Below are 21,269 nucleotides of genomic sequence, written 5' to 3'. Positions count from 1 at the left end.
AAAATAGATGACATTTAAAAATAGTAATATCATGGGATTAATGAAAGTGTTTTCGGGAAGTGAAATTTTAGCTTTGGCTTTACAAGAAAAAATTGAAGCTGCGGGAGTAGAAACTTCAATTAAAAACAATATTCAATCGGCTAGAATGTCGGGTTTTCCAAACTTAGACTCAGCTGTTGAGGTTTTCATACAAGAAACGGATTTTGCAAAAGCAAACCCTGTTATCGAAGAATTTAGGTTGAGTATCTAGTTAAAGAAATTCGACTTTAACTTTTGAAAAACCTTGAGGCTTGTTTTAGTTTCGAGGTTTTTCAGTAATGGAATAATTTTATATAATGAAGCAAACAAAATACAAAATGATTGTTTTGGATATGGATGACACGTTGTTGACAGACGACCATACCATATCAGACGAGAATGCAGCGATGATTTTTAAAGCCCAAGAAATGGGGGTTTATGTGATTTTGGCCTCAGGAAGACCAACTTCGGCAATGACCGCTTACGCCAAAGAATTGAAAATGGATTTTTATAATTCATTCATGATTTCTTATAATGGGGCCGTAATTACCGATTTGAAAGAAGATAAAATTCTTTTTGAACAAACCTTGACCAAAGAACAAATTCATGAATTGCATGACTACAGTTTGAAGAGCAAAACGCATATCATTACCTATATAAATGATGCCATTGTAAGCGAAACCGATTCGGAATACATTGAAGTTGAAAAGCATATTACGGGTTTAGAGCACAATAAAGTGGCTAGTTTTAAGGAAGCTGTAAAAACGAATGCCGTGAAATGTATTTTATTGGAAGAGCCTTCTTATCTCAAAACAGTAGAGGATGATTTGAAATTGGCCATGCCGCATTTGAGTGTTTCGATGTCAAAACCTTTTTTCTTGGAAGTAGCTCAGAATGGTATTGACAAGGCCAATAGTTTGAAAATTCTAGCCAAAAAATTAGATATTCATCAAAGTGAAATTATTGCTGTCGGTAACGCAGGTAATGATTTGACGATGATAGAATATGCAGGTTTGGGTGTTTGGGTAGATAATGTGACTCCTGAATTACGTGATAAAGGCGATGTTATAGTGGCATCCAATAATAATCACGGTGTTGCCGAGGTAATAAAACGTTATATCTTAAATTAAGATTATTCAAAAAATTCCATAAAAAAACCGTCTCATTTGAAAAATGAGACGGTTTTTTTATGGAATTTTTGTTGATATGCACTGAAGTGCATCTCTTATTTCTTTGCTACCGAAATGAAATAATTGTTTCCATCACCCATAGTAAGTTTTACTCTTTCGTCGCAAACATCTATGTTAAAATTACCGTTGTCATAACAAGTACAGGTTGTTTTTTTGTCTTTAGACATTTCATTATCGCATTTTCCTGTTTTGTATCCCGCCAATTGTGGAGTGTAAAAAGAAACCAAATCGGTTGAAGCGGTTACCAATGAAATAATACTTGCCGAGTTGTCATTAGCGATTCGATATACAATTCTATCGGTGTAATTGATGTTGTCAATCGATACTTTACGAATGTAAGTATAGGAAGTTGAGGCAGTCTCAACTGATTTTTCTTCAAATTTAAAGCCAAGTGTTCTGATGTCAAGGTTGAATTTTTCTTGTGAATTGTAACTCGCCCAAGCAGTCAAAGTACTAATTGTTGGAAAAGGATTTTTAGTAGCAATGGTTGGTGTATTTTGAGCTTGTGAGCAAAGGGTAATGAGTAGTAGGGAGATTGTGAGGTAGAATGATTTCATTTTTTGTTTTTTCTTTATTATTAACCTACTCTTTATGGTTTTCGGCTATCCCATTTATTATTGTTTATTCAAAAAACACAATTATTTACCTCAATTTTTATTGAACTGAAATAATTTGTTGGTTTTAAAAAGGTTTGATTTGTATAGTTTTTAAATTCTTGTGAAAGAAGTTCAACTATAAAATAATATATGCTGATATTTGATTATTTTCGCAAGTAGCTAAACATCGGAATATATTTACGTTCTGTAAAATTAACTCCATATGGTAGTGATAAAGCTGATTTTAATCGGTTGTTTTTGGAGGTGTGAATTTATAACTTTAATAGATAGGAACAAAATTTGAGTGATATTATTTTAACTATTTGTCAGCTTTTAAATAATGATGGCACCTAGTTTTAAACCATTCAATTAGGTTTTTTAAAATGCAAATATTTCTCTTGAGAAAAAATAATTTTACAGTTTAGAATTTTTATTGGTAGGAATTAAGGACGTAGGTTTTAAAAAAAGGAAGTCTTTTGATCTTTTTTTTTGAAAAAAAATTTTTGAAACTAGAATTTTACAGATTTCTTTATGTAGAATATTGTTCGTAAATTTGCATTCTCAATTTTTTGACAACGATTTCATTAATTGAGTTATCTTATGGAAAATAGAAAAAAAGTCGCTTTTTATACGCTTGGTTGCAAACTGAATTTTTCTGAAACATCAACCATCGCTCGTAATTTGCAAGATGAGGGTTTTGATCGTGTCGATTTTGAAGAAGTGGCCGATATGTACGTAATCAACACCTGTTCGGTTACAGAGAATGCCGATAAACAATTCAAACAAGTAGTACGCAAAGCGATGAAATTGAACGACAAAGCATTTGTCGCTGCGGTAGGTTGTTATGCGCAATTGAAACCAGAGGAATTGGCGAATGTAGATGGTGTGGATTTAGTTCTTGGGGCAACCGAAAAATTCAAACTTGCTGATTATATTAATGACTTGTCGAAGAATGATTTTGGAGAAGTGCATTCCTGTGAGATTGCCGAAGCCGATTTCTATGTAGGTAGTTATTCGATTGGCGATAGAACTCGTGCGTTCTTGAAAGTACAAGACGGTTGCGATTATAAATGTACCTATTGCACGATTCCGTTGGCACGTGGAATTTCACGAAGTGATGAATTGGAAAATGTATTGAAGAATGCGTATGAGATTTCAAAACAAAACATCAAAGAAATTGTTCTAACAGGTGTAAATATTGGAGATTACGGAAAAGGGGAATTTGGGAATAAAAAACACGAACATACTTTTCTGGAATTAGTTCAAGCTTTGGATGAAGTAGAAGGAATCGAAAGATTGCGAATTTCGTCTATTGAACCTAATTTATTGAAGAACGAAACGATAGAATTTGTATCTAAAAGTAGAACTTTTGTACCGCATTTTCACATTCCGTTGCAATCAGGAAGCAATGGTATTTTGAAATTGATGAAGCGTCGTTATTTGCGCGAAGTCTATACCGAACGAGTGAATAAAATTAGAGAAGTAATGCCACACGCCTGTATTGGTGTGGATGTGATTGTTGGATTTCCTGGTGAAACCGATGAGCATTTCTTGGAAACCTATCATTTCTTGAATGAAATGGATATTTCGTATTTACATGTTTTCACCTATTCGGAGCGAGATAATACCGAAGCTGTAGCCATGGAAGGTGTAGTTCCTGCCAATGTTCGTGCTAAACGCAGCAAAATGCTAAGAGGTTTATCGGTTAAAAAGCGTCGTGCTTTTTACGAAAGTCAGTTGGGAACTAATAGAACAGTACTTTTTGAAAGTGAAAATAAAGAAGGTTACATTCACGGTTTTACAGAAAACTACGTAAAAGTAAAAACACCTTGGAATCCAGAATTAGTCAACACTTTGCATGAAATTAATTTGACAAAAATTGATGAGGATGGTAGTGTTCGAATGGATTTTATTACTGAATTAGTATAGAGAATCCAAGATCTTATAAAACGACAAAACCCCTTTGTATGAAGGGGTTTTGTTGTTTATGACGGAATATGATTATGGATTTGTTGACCAAATACTGCTGTTTTTGATAAACACACGTCGGTTTAATTTTAGCTGAGCAATAATTAATTCGGCCACATCTTCGGATTGCATTACTTTTTCGGGATTGCCATCTGTGAGTTTTAATTCTCTCGCCATATCAGTAGCTACAGTACTTGGCGTTAAAGCGGTAACACGAATATTGTGTTTGCGAACTTCCTGCATTAAAGATTCAGTCAATCCTAAAACAGCAAACTTAGAAGCACTGTAAGCACTGGTGAGCGCATTTCCGCTTAATCCAGCAGTTGAAGAAATATTGAGAATGTCTCCGGTTTGCCTTTCAATCATGTTAGGTAAAACAGCACGGGTTACATAATAGGTTCCCATTAAGTTGACCTGAATGATGCGTTCCCAAGCGGCAGGCTCTAATTCTAAAAACTTCCCAAAAGCAGCAATTCCAGCACTGTTGATTAAAATGTCGATTGTTTTGAATTCGGCCAAAGCTTTTTCTACAGCAGTATTTACCGAGTTGATATCGGCAACATCGGCGGTTATTGCAAGTGCTTTTACTCTTAATGAACGAGCTTTTGTAGCCACACTATCTATTTCCTCCTGTGTTCTGGAAACCAGAATTACATTTACTCCTTCTTTTGCCAAAGCAATGGCTACGGCTTTTCCTGCACCTGTAATAAGGGCATTTTTATTTTTTAAGTCGTTCATTTTTTTATTTTTCTAAAGTTAATTTGTAAATATTGGCTTCTAGAACCTCAGTATCGTTATCCTCGCAAAGCAGGAATTCAATTTTGTCATTTGAATTTTTGAATAAAGTCAGTCCTTCGAATTTATGGGTTTCGGTGATTTTCTTGGTGAAATCAATTTTCATGGTTTCAAGATCGATGCTACCAATAAGGCTTCCCAGAATTTCTCCGTCATTGTAAGTAGAGTCGGTGTCTTCGGCTGTAGCCAAAAAATAAATTTTGTTATCGACCAAAATGGCATCGGTAAAACTGCTGCGCACTCCTTTTATTTTGGGCAATTTGTAGTTGTTAGAAAGGATATTGAACTCGTTAATCAAGTTTTTGCCTTGGATGGTAAACAATACATTTTTGGCTGATTTGCCGTTACCTCGATTGAATAAATACCATTCTTCCCCGGTGTAAATTGCACCTTCAATATTGAAATCCTCGGGTTCTATTTCTCCGAAACTTTGCATTACTCCATACAAATCATTTAGGTCATTGGTGCTTATTTCCTTTTCAAGCGTATTGATTTGAATCATTTTATTCCTTTTTGCAGTTGATCCAGAACCAAAAACATAGAGATTGTCTCCAAAATGGGTGATGGCCTCAAAATCGGTTTTTTCACTTTTTATAATATTTTCTTTGGCATTTTCTATGATTTCATGGCGTTGCAGGTTTTTGGATTCGATACTGTATTCGTATAGAAATCCGCTGTTGTCGCCAATGATGAATAAACTGTTGTCTTTGTAAATGAGCCCTGAAGCAGAACCAATTCCGATAATGTGAAAGAGAATTTCGAGTGTGAATTTTTCCATGAAATGTTGTTTTGAAAATGACTGCCCTAGCCCAGATGGTAGTTTAATGTTATTAAGGTTAAGAAACAATTTATAAAATGATTGCTGATTTTTGATTAACGATTTTTGATCTCAGATGTGATAAATCCCGTAAACTCTACAATCTTATATTTACCAACACGAAATCAGAAATCACCAATCGTTAATCTTCAATCTAAAATCTTTTAACCTGAATGACATTGCTCGATGTCTATGGGGATTGAGCTCCCCAAAAATAGTCTTTTTAGTTGGGTAGGGAAAATTGGAATTTTGTTTTGAAAAGGGATTACAGTGTTTAGATTTTTTTTTTGTTTGTCAAAATAGTTTTAAAAAACGGGAATGTAATAAACTTCATGTGAAATTATTGTTTCCCTTTTTTTGAATTAGTCAGTTTTTATTTAAGTTTTGATAATATTAAATTCATTTTCAGTTTATAATATGGAGGTTTCTTTGCGATGAAAATTATAACAAATAACCAAATGAAAAAAAGTATTCTATCGATGCTTGTAGTAGCATCATTACTATCGTGTAACAATGATAAAAATGAAGAAGAAAACCCTATTAACAGTGATGTTTTGGCCAAAAACCAATCGAAGACACCTGTGTTTTTATCAAAAAAGGAAGGTTTTGAAAAATTAGAGATTTTTTCTTTACTAAGTTCTGAGGATGTATTAACTCAATCGCCAAATTTCGTGTATGGTTCAATGGCAGACGGAATGGGATTGATGAAAAACCAAGATGGTACTTTCACATTGATTAATAATATAGAAGCCGCTTATTCAATTGCTAGAGTTACTTTTGATAAAACGTTTAAACCCGTAAAAGGAGAATATATATTGAATGCGGTTGCAACAGCTGGAACAGCCCAGTGTTCGGGGAGTTTAATTACTCCAGAAGAGCATGGTTTTGGCCCGCTTTTCCTTTCGGGAGGTGAATGGGATGGTACTTCTAAAGGTGTTTTTGCTACTGATCCTTTTAAAAGTGCTGAAACTGCGGGAATTGCAAAAATGTTGCCTTCTTTTGGGCAGTGGTCAGCAGAAAATGCTGTAGTTATAGGTAAAGATGCGTATCCAAACAAAACGGTCGCATTTATTGGTGACGATACCAGTGATGATTCTACTCCTTCAGGGCAATTAGCAATGTATGTGGGAAATAGAGGAGATTTAAATGCAGGAAAGTTGTATGGTTTAAAAGTAGCCGCTTCAGGAATAAATGTTGAAATGGATATGAAAGAAGGCGTAAGCTATGATGCCCAATTTGTTGAATATTCCGAACGAACTTTAGATGGATTAGAAAGTGAGTCAAGAGCCAAAGGGATTATGGGATTCTCTAGGGTTGAAGATATTGATTACAGAAAAGGATCCGCAGAAAGTAATAGAGAAATTTATTTTGCTGTTACAGGTAGAAAAAAGACAGCCTTAATAGGAAAAGGGTCTGTTTACGGTCGAATTTATAAAGTAATTTTGAATGGAAATGACCCTACAAAAGCAACGATTACTTGTGTATTAGATGGCGATAAATTGGATGGTAAAGCGAAGCAATTTCATAGTCCAGATAACGTAGTTGCTACCAAAGATTATCTGTATATTTTGGAAGATCCAAATGGTTATCCTGATACTGCAGATAAAAAGCATTTTGCTTACTTGTATCAGTACAATATAAAAACAGGAGCCTTGAAGGTAGTGCTAGAATGCGATCAAACAGCTGCTGAAAAAGCAGGTTATGGATTGGCATCTATTGCATCGGAAGTAACTGGTATGATTGACGTTTCTGAGACTATTGGAGTAGAAGGAAGTTTCTTGATCATTACCCAAAATCATGGTTGGATAAAACCAGGGTTTAAAGATCCAAAAGCAGATGCAGGTCCGAAAGCTGTTACAGAGGGAAGTGTTTTGCATCTTATAAAAGGTTTAGAAAGATAGTATGATTAAAATATTGAAATTCATTAACTTAAAGGCTATATTAGTATATAGCCTTTTTGCTGTTTTTGTAGGATGTAAAGATGCATCAAGTTACAAAGACCTTAATTCATACGAAAAATTAGAGATTTATTATAAAGAAACCTTACTGCAATCTGCAACGGCACTGGATTCATTAGTAAATTCTAAAACTATTAAAGAAAGAAAAGCCTATTTTTTAAAGGCTAGAATGTGTTTTAAAAAGGCTGAACCCATACTGGCTTTTGTAGATTCTGAAAATTATAACTATTTAAATCAACCCAATATTTTAAAGATTGAAGAAGAGGATTTTACAGACGTGAAAATAATTAAGCCTACGGGATTTCAAGTTTTAGAAGAGGCTGTTTTCTCGGATGACGAAAATGATGTGGCGCTTATTAATAGACATGCGCTGAATACAAGCGCAAAGTTGAAGTTTTTGCATGAAAATGCTTCTTTAAGATTTTTTAAAAAGCATCATATTTTATGGATCATTAGAGATGCCATAAACAGAGTGGCTTTAACGGGAATAACAGGTTTTGATTCTCCTGCTTTAGAAAATTCATTGGCAGAAAGTCAAGAAGTTTATAAGAGTTTAGTAGTTATTTTACAATTATTCGAAAAGGATTTTAAAGATCATACCCTTTTTATGGAGTGGAAAGAAGAACTAGATCTAAGCATAAATGATTTGAAAGGAAATTTCAATGCATTTAATAGATATTCTTTTATAAAAACACACACTCATAAAGGGTTAGAAATTTGGAACAAAACCGTTTTAGATTGGAAAGTAGTTTTTCCATTCAAGCAAGCTATAAATTACGAGGTTTCCAATTTGTTTGGCAAAGAAACATTTAATATAAGTTACTTTACAGGTCAAAATGGAGATCCGTTAGCTGCAGAGAAAGTAGCTTTAGGGAAATTGCTATTCGAAGATAAATCGTTGTCTAAAAACAATAATATGAGCTGTGCAAGTTGCCATAAAGCAGAGCACTATTTTACAGATGGATTGGCAAAACCAGTTGGAGGCCAAAGAAATTCACCTACATTGTTTTACGCTGCTTTACAGAAAGGTTTTTTTCATGATAAAAGAGCAGGTAGCTTAGAGGCTCAAATTGTTGATGTTATTAATAATCCAAACGAGTTTCATTTGAATTTAAATGAAGTTGAGAAAAAGGTCTCTACAAACGCAAAATATCAAATGGCCTTTAGTAAAGTCTATCAAGAAAAAGTTTCTAATGATATTATCCGAAATGCGATCGCATCCTACATTATGTCTTTAAATCCTTTTAATTCTAAATTTGATAGAAATATTGGCAATATGGAGAATAGTTTAACTCAGGATGAGATTAATGGATTTAATCTTTTTATGGGGAAAGCAAAATGTGCGACTTGTCATTTTGCTCCTGTTTTTAATGGTTTAGTGCCAACTACCTTTAAAGAATCGGAAATAGAGTTGATTGGAGTACCTAGTACTAAAGACACTATTAATCCTAAGATTGATGCTGATTTTGGGCGCTATGATGTTTATAAAACAGAACTGAGAAAATTTTTCTTTAAAACACCGACAATACGCAATATTGAAAAAACGGGACCTTATATGCACAACGGAGTGTATGAAACCTTGGAAGAAGTGGTTGATTTTTATAATGGTGGTGGAGGAAACGGTATGGGTTTCAATTTACCAAACCAAACTTTGCCTGAAGATAAGTTGAATTTAACACCATTAGAAAAGAAACAATTAATAGCTTTTATGAAGACCTTGACTGATACAAAAGGGAGCTATTGAGATTCATTCATATGTAGATAATGTTTGTTTTTTTTAGGATTCTGATAGCTTTCGGCAATATCATTAAGTTTAGGATTTTATGTAAGGCTTTTGTTGAATTTGTTTCTCGCAAAGACGCTAAGTCGCAAAGAAAAGGCTTCAATCTTTGCGACTTAGCGTCTTTGCGAGAAAATAAAACCTTAACTTAATGACATTGAGCTGTCGGGAGATATTACCATTGTTTATTAGTGTTTGTTATATGGAATCTTGGCGATTTCATGGTTTAATTTGAAAAGGTTCTCATTACCTTTGCCCAAAATAAATTAAAATGAACTTCTCTCAATACACCAAAGAATTCTCGTATAATATTAAATTGGCTTATCCCGTAATTTTAGGGATGTTGGGGCACACTTTGATAGGTATTGTAGATAATTATATGGTTGGGAATTTGGGTTCAACCGAGTTGGCAGCCGTGTCTTTGGGGAATAGTTTTATCTTTTTAGGCTTGTCCATAGGGATAGGTTTTTCTACAGCTATAACACCATTAATAGCCGAAGCTGATGCCGAAAAGAGCGATAAGAAAATCAGAACTACGTTTCATCATGGATTGTTGTTGTGTACCATTCTGGGTGTGTCGTTATTTATATTGACGGTATTGTCAAAGCAATTAATGTATTTTATGGATCAGCCTCCTGCTGTGGTAGCGCTTGCGGGACCTTATATTGATTGGGTTGCTTTTTCTTTAATTCCGGTGGTAATGTATCAAGGATACAAACAATTTGCAGATGGTTTGTCTTTGACCAAATATTCTATGTACTCGATTATTTTGGCTAATGTGGTGCACGTTTTTTTTAATTATGTATTGATTTATGGTTTTTGGATTTTCCCAAAACTAGGCGTTATAGGAGCTGCTTTGGGAACTGTGATTTCTAGAATTATGATGGTGGTTTTTATGCATTATCTGATGAAGCACAATGCTGTTATGAAGCAGTATTTTAAAAATTTCACTTTTAAAGAAATAAAAAAATCAATCGTTAAAAAAATTATTGGACTTGGTTTTCCTTCGGCCATGCAAATGTTGTTTGAAGTGACTTTGTTTACCGCGGCAATCTGGCTTTCGGGGACATTGGGTAAAAATAGTCAGGCGGCGAATCAAATTGCGCTTATATTGGCTTCCTCGACGTTTATGGTAGCCATGGGTTTGAGTGTTACGGCAATGATTCGGGTGAGTCATTCCAAAGGGGTGTCTGATTTTAAAAACTTAATTATCGTGGCTCGATCCATCTTTTTATTGGCGATTATTACCGAAGCTTTTTTTGCGTTTATTTTTGTTGTGTTTCATAATTATTTGCCACATTTGTTTTTGAATATGAACGATCCCGCTCAGGTTTTAGATAATAAGGAAATCATTTTTATTACTTCAAAATTATTGCTGATTGCTGCTATTTTTCAAATTTCGGATGGGATTCAAGTGGTGGTTTTGGGTGCTTTGAGAGGTTTGCAAGACGTTAAAATCCCGATGTACATTACTTTTGTGGCCTATTGGGTGATTGGCTTTCCGATTTCTTTTTATCTGGGAAAATATACCGACTTAAAAGCAGCGGGTATCTGGATAGGTCTTTTGGCAGGGTTGACCGCAGCGGCTTTGTTTTTGTATATTCGGTTTGCCCGTTTGACAAAAAAGCTAGTTTTGGAAAATTCAGAAAAATAAGTGTTTGTAAGAATGTAACTTATAATTGGTTTCTTCGTATAATCACTGTACCAATTAAAAAACTATAAAATGATACTATTTATTATTCTTGGAATAATTTTATTGATTCTCGGATTTACGTTAAGCAATAATGTCAATCCGTTTTCGAAATTCGCCGGTTTATTAAAGATTGTTGGATTTGTCCTAATTGCTTTGGGGGTTTTTTCTTCTATGTTTAAACAAATTGATGCTGGAAAAGTGGGAGTAAAGTCTCTTTATGGAAGTGTTGAATCTGGAGTTCTAGAAAGTGGTTTGAATGTTATAAATCCACTTTTGGATATTACCGAATTTGATATTCAAACTCAAAATTATACCATGTCTGCTGTTCATGGTGAGGGTGCTCAAGAAGGAGATGATGCTATTCGGGTTTTGTCCAACGATGGACTGGAAGTGATTATTGACCTGACGGTTTTGTATCGCGTGGTACCTACTGATGCTCCAGTGATTTTTAAGAAAATTGGGGTAGATTATACCGATAAAATTGTTCGTCCTGTAACTCGAACCCGTATTCGTGATAACGCTGTTTATTATGATGCCGTGGCTTTATATTCAACGAAAAGGAATGAATTTCAACAACGAATTTTTAAGAGTATTGAAGCAGATTTTAAAAGTAGAGGTTTGGTTCTTGAGCAATTATTAATTCGTAATATCAATCTGCCAATATCTGTAAAAGCATCGATAGAAAGTAAAATCAATGCTGAACAAGATGCTCAAAAAATGACGTTTGTACTTCAAAAGGAAAAACAAGAAGCCGAACGTAAAAGAGTAGAAGCACAAGGTATTGCCGATTATCAACGAATTATTTCTCTTGGCTTAACAGATAAGCAACTACAATACGAACAAATTAAAGCGCAAAAAGAGCTGGCTGCTTCTCCAAATTCTAAAATTATTTTTATGAATGGAAAAGGAAATGCACCCGTTATTTTGTCGGATAAATAAATTTTTGAAGACAAGTAGATAATAGACAAAAAGATGATAGACTCTTAAAAGGTTATGTTGTTTTTATCTATTATCTATTTGTCTATTATCTAATATCTTAAAATTAATACAAACATGGAATTACCAAAATTTTTACTAGGAGACAATACCGATTTTCCGGATGATATCTTCATCATTCACTTGGATTACCCCAGATTCATCATCAATCTGAAAGACGATGAAGTGGAATTTATAGAAGAAGCAGAAGATCTTGATGAAGCTGAATTGAATGCCGAAATGGAAGGACTTATTGTTCTTGCCAATGAATTTTATGATAGAGAAATGGAACGTTACGAGAAGGAATAATTATTTCTTCGTAACGATATAGTATATTCTCGTTAATCGATCGTTATGTTTCTTTGATTCTTTTGGAATATGATTCATATCAATATAAGAAACCTTTCTTAAACTATAATTCTTAAATTCTTTTTTAGAAACGATACTATCTGTTTCAGAAACCAATAAACCAAATTTATTTTCTAAAGGTAAATTTAGTTTATTGGTTTCTTTATTTAATAGAATGGGCATGCTAAACCCATAATCCCATATTATTTCGGGAGTAAATGAATTTATTTCATAGGTACGAACACCTAAACTTTTTTCTGTTTTTCTAATTGCTTTCGCACTAGCGTAATCAGGATTTTTTAAAATAAGCTTGGTAAATGGTATTCCAAAAACTACTACGGCTACTTGTACGGCTATTATCGCATAGAATACTTTTATAAATTTTTTATTTCTAAGGTTTGTGAATATAACATAGCCTATGGTCAATAAAGATAAAGTTAAGCCAATCAACCAAAATTCAAATCCTACAATTTCGTTTTTCACTTTAATAAATATCCCAACAGGAATAGCAATACAAACAATTCCGATAAGTCCAAAGGCAAAATAAACGATTCCTTTCTCTTTTTTTAAAGTTATATTTTTGAAATTGGAAATCAAGTATTCAATATAAAATCCAGTATTTAAAGCCATCGGAATTAAAACAGGTAATAGATATCTAGATTTTTTTTCGGGTACTATCGAAAGTAAAACTACAGCTGCTAATGTCCAGATCAACGTAAATTGATAGGCTTTTAAATTGCAGACTTTGTTTTTTAAATACGGATAGATTAAAGCGATTAAGGCTGGAACGGTCCAAATTCCACTTTGGGTAAAAAAGCTCCAATAATAATAAAAAGGTCTGGTGTTGTAATTCCCCCATCTTCCACTTTCGAGCTTTGTAACTTTTAAGTAGGTTATAGGATCTACCCATTTTACATACAAAGGCCATGATAAACCTATAATTATGCCTAATAGAAGGATCAGCAAAAGGTACATTTTTTTGTTTTTTAATTGAAACTTATAGGTAAATCCATAAGCAATTAAAAACGGTAGTAATAAAGCATAAACTGAAATTGGTCCCTTGCATAAAAAAGAGAATCCAAAAAACAATCCTGCCATAACTGCATTGAAAAGAGGTTTCTTAGGTTCATTCAATAAATCCCATAAAAATAGTATACAAACAACCATAAAGCTATGGGTGTACATGTCCCATTGGTTGTCTCTTCCTGCAAAATAAATATAAAAAGAAGTGATTAAGATAAGTCCATTATGGAAGTTTTGTTGCTTTGATAAACCTAATTTTTCAGAAAGTTTATAAACTCCAAAAACAAGTAATAATGTAATTAATACAACAGGGAAGCGCATGCCATAAATACTATCAAAACCGAAAATAATTCCGGAAACAGCCGTTAGCCAGGTTGGTAAAGGCGGTTTCTCATAACGTGGTAAGTCATTTATGGTGGTCAATATCCAATGATTATTGGTTGCCATTTCTCTTGCGGTAATGAAATTTCTAGCTTCCATGATGTTTATTTCTATTACATCTAAATGTGGAAAAAGCATGAGACAGGCTACTATAAAAAGCCAGAAAGTATAATTATGAATTAATTTTGACATCCTTTTTTATGATTATTATATTTCTAGTATAAATGACTAATCCTAAAGCGTGACCAGCTAATAACACGGGATCTTTTCTAATTATGGCATAAATAAATATGATAAATGATCCGCTTAAACTGATAATCCAAAAGCCCAATGGTAAAACAGAATTTTTTTTCTTTTCAGAATAAATCCATTGATAGACAAAGCGTAATGTAAATAAGACTTGTCCGACAATACCTGTCCAAAGCAGCCATTGTGGAATCTTTTCGTTTTTAAACAAGAAATCCATGTCCATCACATTGTTATTATAACCGTATCCAATTATGAAAAAGGGAAAAAGAATTACAAACCATCTTAAAACGACATGTAGTTTTTTCCAATCGTTTTGCAATTGAATGTTACGAATATAGATGTAATACGTAATGGTTTGGCCTAGCATAATCGAAAAATCATGCCTGAAATAGCCATATACAAAAAGCAAAAAGGAAGCAAATAAACTAATCTCCCAAAATAAAACAGGAGTCAATACTTTTTTGTTTTTTTCAGAAATAATCCATTGTAAAATCATTCTGCTTGAAAACAAAATTTGTGCAAGGAATCCTATGGAATAAATTAGAATAGTATTCATTACCCTTGTTTTGCTACACTATAATTGATGTATTTTTTCTTCATCCATAAATAAGCGAAACAGTCCTGTAAGGGACCCAATAAGCGATTCCAAAGATTGAATTTTGAAAGTCCAGCTATTCTAGGAAAATGTCGAACTGGAGTTTGTTTAATTTTGCCATTTTGCAATAAAATCATAGCGGGTAAAAAACGGTGTAAGCCATTGAACATCGGGATTCTCTTGGCCATATCCGTTCGGATTATTTTTAAGGGACAACCCGTGTCGTCCATGCCGTCATCTGTAAAGGCTCTTCGGATGCCATTGGCAATGGTAGAGGACATGTTTTTGGTAAAGGAATCTTTTCTGTTGGAACGTACTCCGGTAACAAGGTCAAATTCGCCTGCAAAATCCATTAGAATATTAAAATCTTCCGGAGCAGTTTGTAAATCAGCATCAATGTATCCAACCCAAGGAGTGTCAGTATAATCAAAACCTGCTTTGATGGCTGCACTTAAACCAGTGTTTTTTTCGAAAGCAATAAAAGTAAACTCTTCGTTGTCTTTGCAGATTTTCTCGACTAGAGATTGGCTGTTGTCTTTAGAACCGTCGTTGACAAATAGAATTTTTGTCTTTTTTTTAGCAATGGTTAGGAATTGTTTCATTTCTTGATGCACGCGGTCAAGATTGTCCTCCTCATTATAGACGGGTATGATGATGGTTAATTCAAAATTCATATTTATATAGTTTGTGTAAAAGTATTTTATTTTGTGAATGAACAACTTAAGATTTCATTAAAACTTGAATTGATTTATTAAAGATAGCAATGTTTATTCTTACTTTTATGAATAAAATTTTTGAACATGAAAATATTAGTTACGGGTGCGGCTGGATATATTGGTTCACATACCGCGGAAAGATTACAATCTCTTGGACATGAAGTAGTTGGTTTGGATAATTTTTCGGATTATTATGATGTGTCTTTGAAGCAATTGAATGCTAATGTGTTGCATGCTAAAGGTATTGTAATCGAAAAAATAGATTTAAGGTTTGCTGAGCAACTACAGGCGTTACCAACCGATTTTGATTATATTTTTCATTTTGCCGCCCAACCGGGTATTTCAGCCACTTCAAGTTTTGAAGATTACTTGAGTAACAATGTAATTGGGACAAAGAACCTGCTTGATTTTGCTTTAAGGAATCAAAATTTAGCACTTTTTGTTAATATAGCTACTTCATCCATTTATGGTATGAATGCAACTTTTGATGAATCTGTTCCTCCAACGCCAGTATCTCATTATGGGGTGACTAAATTGGCTGCGGAACAATTGGTTTTGGAAAGTAGTAGACTTGGAGAGCTAAAAGCCTGTTCTTTGAGACTGTATTCAGTTTATGGGCCAAGGGAAAGACCGGAAAAGTTGTATACTAAATTGATTGCCAATGCTTTTAATAATGTTCCTTTTCCATTGTATAAAGGAAGTGAACATCATTTGAGAAGCTTTACGTACGTTCAGGATATCGTAGATGGGGTGGTTAGTGTTATTGGTGCAGAACATTTGGTCAATAATGAGATCATCAATTTAGGAACGGAAGAGGAAAATACAACTCAACAAGGTATTGAAATCGTCGAGCAAATTTTAAATAAAAAAATAGACCTTGAAATTGTTGAGGCTAGGACAGGAGATCAATTGAGAACGAAAGCGGTAATTGACAAAGCCAGAAGATTACTGGGTTATAATCCTAAAACAACTTTGAATCAAGGATTAGAAGCGCAAGTACAATGGTATCAAGATAATTTTTTATAGTATTACATTTTGATTTAAAAAACTACAAAAACTGTATATTCAACTTTTGCAGTTTTTTTTAAGGTATTATTTTGAAAGATGATTATTTTTTAAAATAGTTGTCCAATAAAACTTGAGCAGCAACAAAAGGTGAGATTTCATCATTTTGAACTGCTTTTTTAGTTGAATCTAATAGTTGAATGATGGCCGGTTGATTGTAGAAATGACTTTTTAATTGTTCATCAATGGTTTCCATCATCCAATATTGATTTTGTTCTTTGCGTTTGTCTAAGAAATAGTGATTTGAATTTACCAATTCGAGATAATCTAAAATAGTTTGCCAAACTGCATCAATTCCTTCTTGAGTTATGGCACTACAGGTTGCGGTAGTGGGAATCCAACCTGATTTTTTTGCTGGGAATAAATGCAAGGCTCTGTTGAATTCTACTTTTGCCAACTGTGCTTTTCTAATGTTATCGCCGTCTGCTTTATTAATAACAATGGCATCTGCCATTTCCATAATGCCGCGTTTGATACCTTGGAGTTCATCGCCAGCTCCTGCAATTTTTAATAATAAAAAGAAATCGACCATGCTGTGTACCGCAGTTTCGCTTTGTCCGACACCGACGGTTTCAATTAGGATAACGTCAAATCCGCAAGCCTCACAAAGGGTTATTGTCTCTCGGGTTTTTCTAGCGACACCTCCCAAAGTCTCTCCTGATGCCGAAGGTCTAATGAAGGCATTTTCGTCTTTTACCAATTCTTCCATTCGGGTTTTGTCTCCAAGAATACTTCCGTGTGAGATCGTACTGCTTGGATCTACTGCAAGAACGGCTACTTTTTTGCCCAAGCTCGTCAAGTATTTTCCGAAAGCTTCTATAAAAGTGCTTTTTCCAACGCCTGGTACCCCCGTGATTCCTATTCGGATCGATTTATTGGCATGCGGCAAACAGCCATTGATAACTTCATTTGCTTTTGATAAATGTATGCTATTTGTACTTTCAATTAAGGTAATAGCTCGGCTCAATAAAGTAATATCTCCAGTTAAAATTCCGTCAATCAATTCTTGTGCAGAAGGTTGAATTTTTCTAGTTGACTTAATATGTTGCATGCCACTTTGACTGATCATTTCTGGTGGTGAAATTCCAGGTTTTTCGTGTAAAGCGCTTGGATTTGGTTTTTTAGCAGACAAAATTTTAGTGTTTTTTTGAAACCCACATTAAAAAAAAATTCTACCGATGAAATAAAAAAGTGGGTTCCTGACAACCAGAATTTAAATATTTTCTCGGAAGAAAAGTAAAAATACTAAAAATAGAATTGTTCTGGTTTGATAGTTGGTTTTTTATTGTTTTTGAGAATAGTATTTTGCAAATGAAAATGGTATTTCAGAAAGAACGGAATATCTTTGTAACATTATGAACAACTTTATTCTCATTTTTGTTTGCTTATTCCTTGGTCTTGTATTGCAAAATATAAAGCAAATACCTCAAAACACCCATAAGTTTTTAAATTGGATAGTCATCTATATCTGCCTTCCTGCTTTAGCTTTATATTACATTCCAAAAATTAAATGGGACAATCAATTGCTGTTTCCTATTGGGGTGGCTTGGATAGCGTTTATTGTTTCGTATTTCTTTTTTAGTCTTTTGGGAAAGAGATTCGGTTGGTCCCGAAAATTGACGGGTTGTTTGATTATCTGTGCCGGACTTAGTAATACTTCTTTTTTGGGTTTCCCGATAATTGAGGCTTTGTATGGAGAAGAAGGTTTGAAAACAGCTATTTTAGTAGATCAGCCAGGGTCTTTTGTGGTACTATCTACTCTGGGCGTTTTTGTTGCTACAGTCTATTCTAAGGGGAATCTGAATAGTTTTCAAATTGCCAAAAAGATTGCTTTTTTTCCTCCGTTCATTACTTTTTGTATCGCTTGTTTGATGAATGTTTTGCAGTTTGATTTTCAGGAATGGGGGCAATTGTTCTTTAAGTCGGTAGGAAGTGCAGTGACGCCTTTGGCATTACTTTCGGTGGGGTTGCAATTGCGTTTTGAAAAACGAAGCATGCATTGGGATTTTTTAGGGTTGGGTTTATTTTATAAATTGATTTTAACTCCTGCCATTATCTATTTCTTATATGTGGTGGTCTTGCATCAGCATGGTAAGGATATTGAAGTCGCTATTATGGAATCGGCTATGGCACCTATGATTACGGGCTGCATATTGGCTTCTACTTATGGATTAAAACCAAGGTTAAGTAGCATGATGATTGGTTTTGGAATACCGATTTCATTTTTGACTTTGCTGTTTTGGTACTTCGTATTGCAATATGTTTAAGTTAGATGGTTATCCATAAAGCAGACTAAAATCATTTTGTGTCATAATTTTATCGTTTATTAAACATAAATATTAGCCCACCGATTAAACGGATTATACCGATTTACACTGATTTTTTACTTGCTGAACAGACTGTTTTAAATCTGTGTAAAATCCGCTCAATCTGTGTGCCATTTTTTCGCTTTGGGACATATTGCGGATAGTCATATAAATTACACCAAATTATGAATTTTAGCATACTGCAATAACATAATAGTTTTAGCATCTTTTATTTCGCCAGATTCTATCATAACATAAGCTTGGTCAAAAGGGATTTCGATAACATCAATTTCTTCGTGTTCATGCTCTAACCCGCCACCAGAACTTACTTTCATACTGGAATCATATTCTCCCACAAAGAAATGCAGAATTTCGGTTACGGCACCTGGAGACATATAGGATTCAAAAACTTTCTTTACCGAACGCAAGCGATATCCCGTTTCTTCTTCTGTTTCACGGATGATACAAGCTTCTGGATTGTCTTCATCCAGTAATCCGGCGCAAACTTCGATTAACAGCCCGCTTTTGTTTCCATTTAAATAGGTTGGTAATCTAAATTGTCGAGTTAGAATGACCGTTCCTTTTAATTTGTTGTACAATAAAATGGCGGCTCCATTGCCTCGATCATATACTTCGCGTTCTTGTGTATCCCAAGTGTCGTCTTTTTTTTGGTAATCCACGGTAACTTTGTTCAGAATGTACCAGTTGTCAGACAGTAATTCTGTTTTTTGTATTTTGTATTTTGGATTGTTCATGAGTATTATTTTGAGTGCTAAAAAAAACGCTCTGAATTCTCAGAGCGTTAGTTGTATTATTTAAGTATTGTTTGTTTTCTGTCTGGACCAACAGAAACAATTTTTATAGGAACTTCTACTTCTTTTTCGATGAACTCGATGTATTCTTTTAATTCAATAGGCAATTGATCGTAAGTGGTCATACCCGTTAAATCTTGGTGCCATCCTTTGAATTCTTTGAAAACTGGAGTCACATTCTCTGGTTCGATGTTGTAAGGGAAATGCGAAATGTTTTCTCCTTTATAATTGTACTCTGTACAGATTTTCAACGTTTCGAAACCAGAAAGGACATCACCTTTCATCATCATTAATTGTGTTACTCCGTTGATTTGGACAGCATATTTTAATGCCACTAAATCCAACCATCCGCAACGTCTTTGTCTTCCGGTAACCGATCCAAATTCGTTTCCTACTCTAGCCATGGTAGAACCATCTTCGTCAAATAGTTCAGTTGGGAAAGGTCCGCTACCTACACGTGTTACGTAAGCTTTGAAAATTCCGTATACTTCTTTGATTTTGTTTGGAGCTATTCCTAAACCAGTACAAGCACCAGCTGCTGTAGTGTTTGATGAAGTTACAAATGGATATGTTCCGAAATCTACATCTAATAATGATCCTTGAGCTCCTTCACAAAGGATAGATTTCCCTGCTTTTTGAGCTTGGTTTAAATATTCTTCGCTATCAATGAAGTCTAATTTTTTTATTTCTTCGATAGATTCGAAAAATTCTTTTTCCATTTCAGCCAAATTGTACTGAATATTAACATCGTAGAATTTAATCATTTCTTCGTGTTTGTCAGCCAATGCTCTGTAACGGTCTGCGAAATCTTCTAATTCGATGTCTCCAACACGCAATCCGTTTCTACCGGTTTTGTCCATGTACGTTGGCCCAATTCCTTTAAGTGTAGAACCAATTTTTGCTTTTCCTTTAGACGCTTCAGAAGCGGCATCCAGTAAGCGGTGTGTTGGTAAGATTAAATGTGCTTTTCTCGAAATGATTAATTTGCTTTTGATGTCCAAATTAAATTTCTCAAGACCTTCAATTTCTTTTTGAAAAACTACTGGGTCAATTACCACTCCGTTTCCAATAATGTTTATTGCGGTTTTGTGGAAAATCCCTGAAGGAATGGTTCTAAGAACGTGTTTTATTCCGTCAAATTCTAAAGTGTGACCTGCATTTGGTCCTCCTTGAAAACGAGCAATTATATCATAATTTGATGTAAGAACGTCAACAATTTTACCTTTTCCTTCGTCTCCCCATTGTAATCCTAATAATAAATCTACAGTCATTCTATGTTTTATTTGTAGTTAATTTTCTTGTGTATTTTCTGTGTTTGCTTTTTTCTTATTTCCGTATAAGTATAGGGAATGATTGGTGATTTCGATATCAAAAATTTCTTCGATTGTTTTTTTGATAGTTTGAATTCGTGGGTCACAAAATTCAATCACTTCACCGGTATCGGTCATAATGATATGATCGTGTTGTTTGTCGAAATAGGATTTCTCGTAATGTGCTTGATTTTGTCCAAACTGATGTTTGCGGACTAAGGCACAATCCAGGAGTAATTCGATGGTATTGTAAAGGGTGGCTCTACTGACACGGTAGTTTTTGTTTTTCATTTTGAGATACAGATTCTCTATGTCAAAATGTTCTTCGCTTTCGTATATTTCTTGAAGGATAGCATATCGTTCAGGAGTTTTGCGATGTCCTTTGTTTTCGAGATACATTGTAAAAACATTTTTTACAATCTCTTGATTTTTGATGTTATCTGTGGAAATGAGTGTCATATCTTGCAAAGATAAATTTTTATTTTAAATGTATAAAAAATTAAAGTTTTTAATTCTAGTATTCAATTCTTTTTTAGAGTGAAAAAATTTTGATAAATAAGTGTTTCTTGGGTAATGTAATCGTGTGGTTTAGCGCGTGAGGGATAGAAGCTAGCTACCTTGTAGCGCATTCTATGATAAAAAACAATTAAATTTAAAAGATTAACTGGCAAATT

At 34.1% G+C, this 21,269-nt stretch carries 20 protein-coding genes; 10 read left to right on the top strand and 10 right to left on the bottom strand.

The window, feature by feature from the left end; translation table 11 throughout:
* Positions 1–31: 31 nt before the first annotated feature.
* Positions 32–250: a putative signal transducing protein gene (locus DB891_RS15510; protein WP_116764523.1), complete on the top strand. Its 219-nt coding sequence runs from the start codon at positions 32–34 to the stop codon at positions 248–250.
* A gap of 85 nt (positions 251–335) precedes the next feature.
* Entirely contained in the window at positions 336–1,148 is an 813-nt protein-coding gene (locus DB891_RS15505; RefSeq protein ID WP_116764495.1) for a Cof-type HAD-IIB family hydrolase, read from the top strand.
* A 95-nt stretch (positions 1,149–1,243) separates the two neighbouring features.
* Here DB891_RS15505 and DB891_RS15500 read toward each other — a convergent pair whose 3' ends face one another.
* A complete protein-coding gene (locus DB891_RS15500) occupies positions 1,244–1,765 on the bottom strand; it encodes a hypothetical protein (protein WP_116764494.1) in 522 nt (173 codons plus the stop codon).
* A 639-nt stretch (positions 1,766–2,404) separates the two neighbouring features.
* Between DB891_RS15500 and mtaB the strand changes: the two genes are divergently transcribed.
* Positions 2,405–3,733: a tRNA (N(6)-L-threonylcarbamoyladenosine(37)-C(2))-methylthiotransferase MtaB gene (mtaB, locus tag DB891_RS15495; RefSeq protein ID WP_116764493.1), complete on the top strand. Its 1,329-nt coding sequence runs from the start codon at positions 2,405–2,407 to the stop codon at positions 3,731–3,733.
* A 72-nt stretch (positions 3,734–3,805) separates the two neighbouring features.
* On the opposite strand, the gene DB891_RS15490 is transcribed toward mtaB, so the two are convergent.
* Both DB891_RS15490 and DB891_RS15485 read right to left on the bottom strand, forming a co-directional pair.
* On the bottom strand, positions 3,806–4,510 hold the full coding sequence (locus tag DB891_RS15490; RefSeq protein ID WP_116764492.1) for a 3-ketoacyl-ACP reductase: 705 nt from the start codon (positions 4,508–4,510) through the stop codon (positions 3,806–3,808).
* 4 nt (positions 4,511–4,514) lie between these two features.
* Entirely contained in the window at positions 4,515–5,345 is an 831-nt protein-coding gene (locus tag DB891_RS15485; protein ID WP_116764491.1) for a DUF6929 family protein, read from the bottom strand.
* A gap of 497 nt (positions 5,346–5,842) precedes the next feature.
* On the opposite strand from DB891_RS15485, the gene DB891_RS15480 reads away from it, so the two are divergent.
* From DB891_RS15480 to DB891_RS15460, 5 genes are all read left to right on the top strand, one after another.
* Positions 5,843–7,285, top strand: coding sequence for an alkaline phosphatase PhoX (locus DB891_RS15480; RefSeq protein WP_116764522.1), 1,443 nt, complete (start codon positions 5,843–5,845; stop codon positions 7,283–7,285).
* Between the two features lies 1 nt (position 7,286).
* Complete coding sequence (locus tag DB891_RS15475) at positions 7,287–9,086, top strand: cytochrome-c peroxidase (protein ID WP_116764490.1); 1,800 nt, start codon at positions 7,287–7,289, stop codon at positions 9,084–9,086.
* 307 nt (positions 9,087–9,393) lie between these two features.
* On the top strand, positions 9,394–10,776 hold the full coding sequence (locus DB891_RS15470; protein ID WP_116764489.1) for an MATE family efflux transporter: 1,383 nt from the start codon (positions 9,394–9,396) through the stop codon (positions 10,774–10,776).
* Between the two features lie 69 nt (positions 10,777–10,845).
* Positions 10,846–11,754 carry a prohibitin family protein gene (locus tag DB891_RS15465; protein WP_116764488.1) on the top strand — a complete coding sequence of 303 codons (909 nt, stop codon included), beginning with the start codon at positions 10,846–10,848 and terminating at the stop codon, positions 11,752–11,754.
* Positions 11,755–11,868: 114 nt separating this feature from the next.
* Positions 11,869–12,099, top strand: coding sequence for a hypothetical protein (locus DB891_RS15460; protein ID WP_116764487.1), 231 nt, complete (start codon positions 11,869–11,871; stop codon positions 12,097–12,099).
* Here the strand turns inward: DB891_RS15460 and DB891_RS15455 are convergent, their stop codons facing one another.
* From DB891_RS15455 to DB891_RS15445, 3 genes are read right to left on the bottom strand one after another with little or no spacing between them, the layout of a single operon-like run.
* Complete coding sequence (locus DB891_RS15455; RefSeq protein WP_223256123.1) at positions 12,100–13,734, bottom strand: ArnT family glycosyltransferase; 1,635 nt, start codon at positions 13,732–13,734, stop codon at positions 12,100–12,102.
* Positions 13,715–14,347 (bottom strand): lipid-A-disaccharide synthase N-terminal domain-containing protein, encoded by a 633-nt coding sequence (locus DB891_RS15450; protein ID WP_116764486.1) that lies wholly within the window; start codon positions 14,345–14,347, stop codon positions 13,715–13,717. The genes DB891_RS15455 and DB891_RS15450 overlap by 20 nt, the downstream gene beginning before the upstream one ends.
* Complete coding sequence (locus tag DB891_RS15445) at positions 14,347–15,060, bottom strand: glycosyltransferase (RefSeq protein WP_116764485.1); 714 nt, start codon at positions 15,058–15,060, stop codon at positions 14,347–14,349. The genes DB891_RS15450 and DB891_RS15445 overlap by 1 nt, the downstream gene beginning before the upstream one ends.
* 126 nt (positions 15,061–15,186) lie before the next feature.
* Between DB891_RS15445 and DB891_RS15440 the strand changes: the two genes are divergently transcribed.
* Positions 15,187–16,128, top strand: coding sequence for an NAD-dependent epimerase/dehydratase family protein (locus DB891_RS15440; RefSeq protein WP_116764484.1), 942 nt, complete (start codon positions 15,187–15,189; stop codon positions 16,126–16,128).
* An 82-nt stretch (positions 16,129–16,210) separates the two neighbouring features.
* Here DB891_RS15440 and meaB read toward each other — a convergent pair whose 3' ends face one another.
* Positions 16,211–17,299, bottom strand: coding sequence for a methylmalonyl Co-A mutase-associated GTPase MeaB (gene meaB, locus DB891_RS15435; protein WP_223256122.1), 1,089 nt, complete (start codon positions 17,297–17,299; stop codon positions 16,211–16,213).
* 223 nt (positions 17,300–17,522) lie between these two features.
* Between meaB and DB891_RS15430 the strand changes: the two genes are divergently transcribed.
* Entirely contained in the window at positions 17,523–18,434 is a 912-nt protein-coding gene (locus DB891_RS15430) for an AEC family transporter (RefSeq protein ID WP_116764483.1), read from the top strand.
* 212 nt (positions 18,435–18,646) lie between these two features.
* On the opposite strand, the gene nudK is transcribed toward DB891_RS15430, so the two are convergent.
* Genes nudK through DB891_RS15415 form a run of 3 tightly spaced genes read right to left on the bottom strand, consistent with a single transcriptional unit; the run spans position 18,647 to position 21,054 of the window.
* Positions 18,647–19,228 carry a GDP-mannose pyrophosphatase NudK gene (gene nudK, locus DB891_RS15425; protein ID WP_116764482.1) on the bottom strand — a complete coding sequence of 194 codons (582 nt, stop codon included), beginning with the start codon at positions 19,226–19,228 and terminating at the stop codon, positions 18,647–18,649.
* A gap of 56 nt (positions 19,229–19,284) precedes the next feature.
* On the bottom strand, positions 19,285–20,556 hold the full coding sequence (locus tag DB891_RS15420; RefSeq protein WP_116764481.1) for an adenylosuccinate synthase: 1,272 nt from the start codon (positions 20,554–20,556) through the stop codon (positions 19,285–19,287).
* Between the two features lie 18 nt (positions 20,557–20,574).
* Complete coding sequence (locus DB891_RS15415; protein ID WP_116764480.1) at positions 20,575–21,054, bottom strand: Fur family transcriptional regulator; 480 nt, start codon at positions 21,052–21,054, stop codon at positions 20,575–20,577.
* Positions 21,055–21,269: the final 215 nt, after the last annotated feature.

This window comes from Flavobacterium laiguense (genome assembly GCF_003097655.1).
GTDB classification, from domain to species: Bacteria; Bacteroidota; Bacteroidia; order Flavobacteriales; family Flavobacteriaceae; genus Flavobacterium; species Flavobacterium laiguense.
The sequence above is the reverse complement of the archived record's forward strand: the minus strand, read 5'-3'. Positions and strand labels throughout refer to the sequence as shown.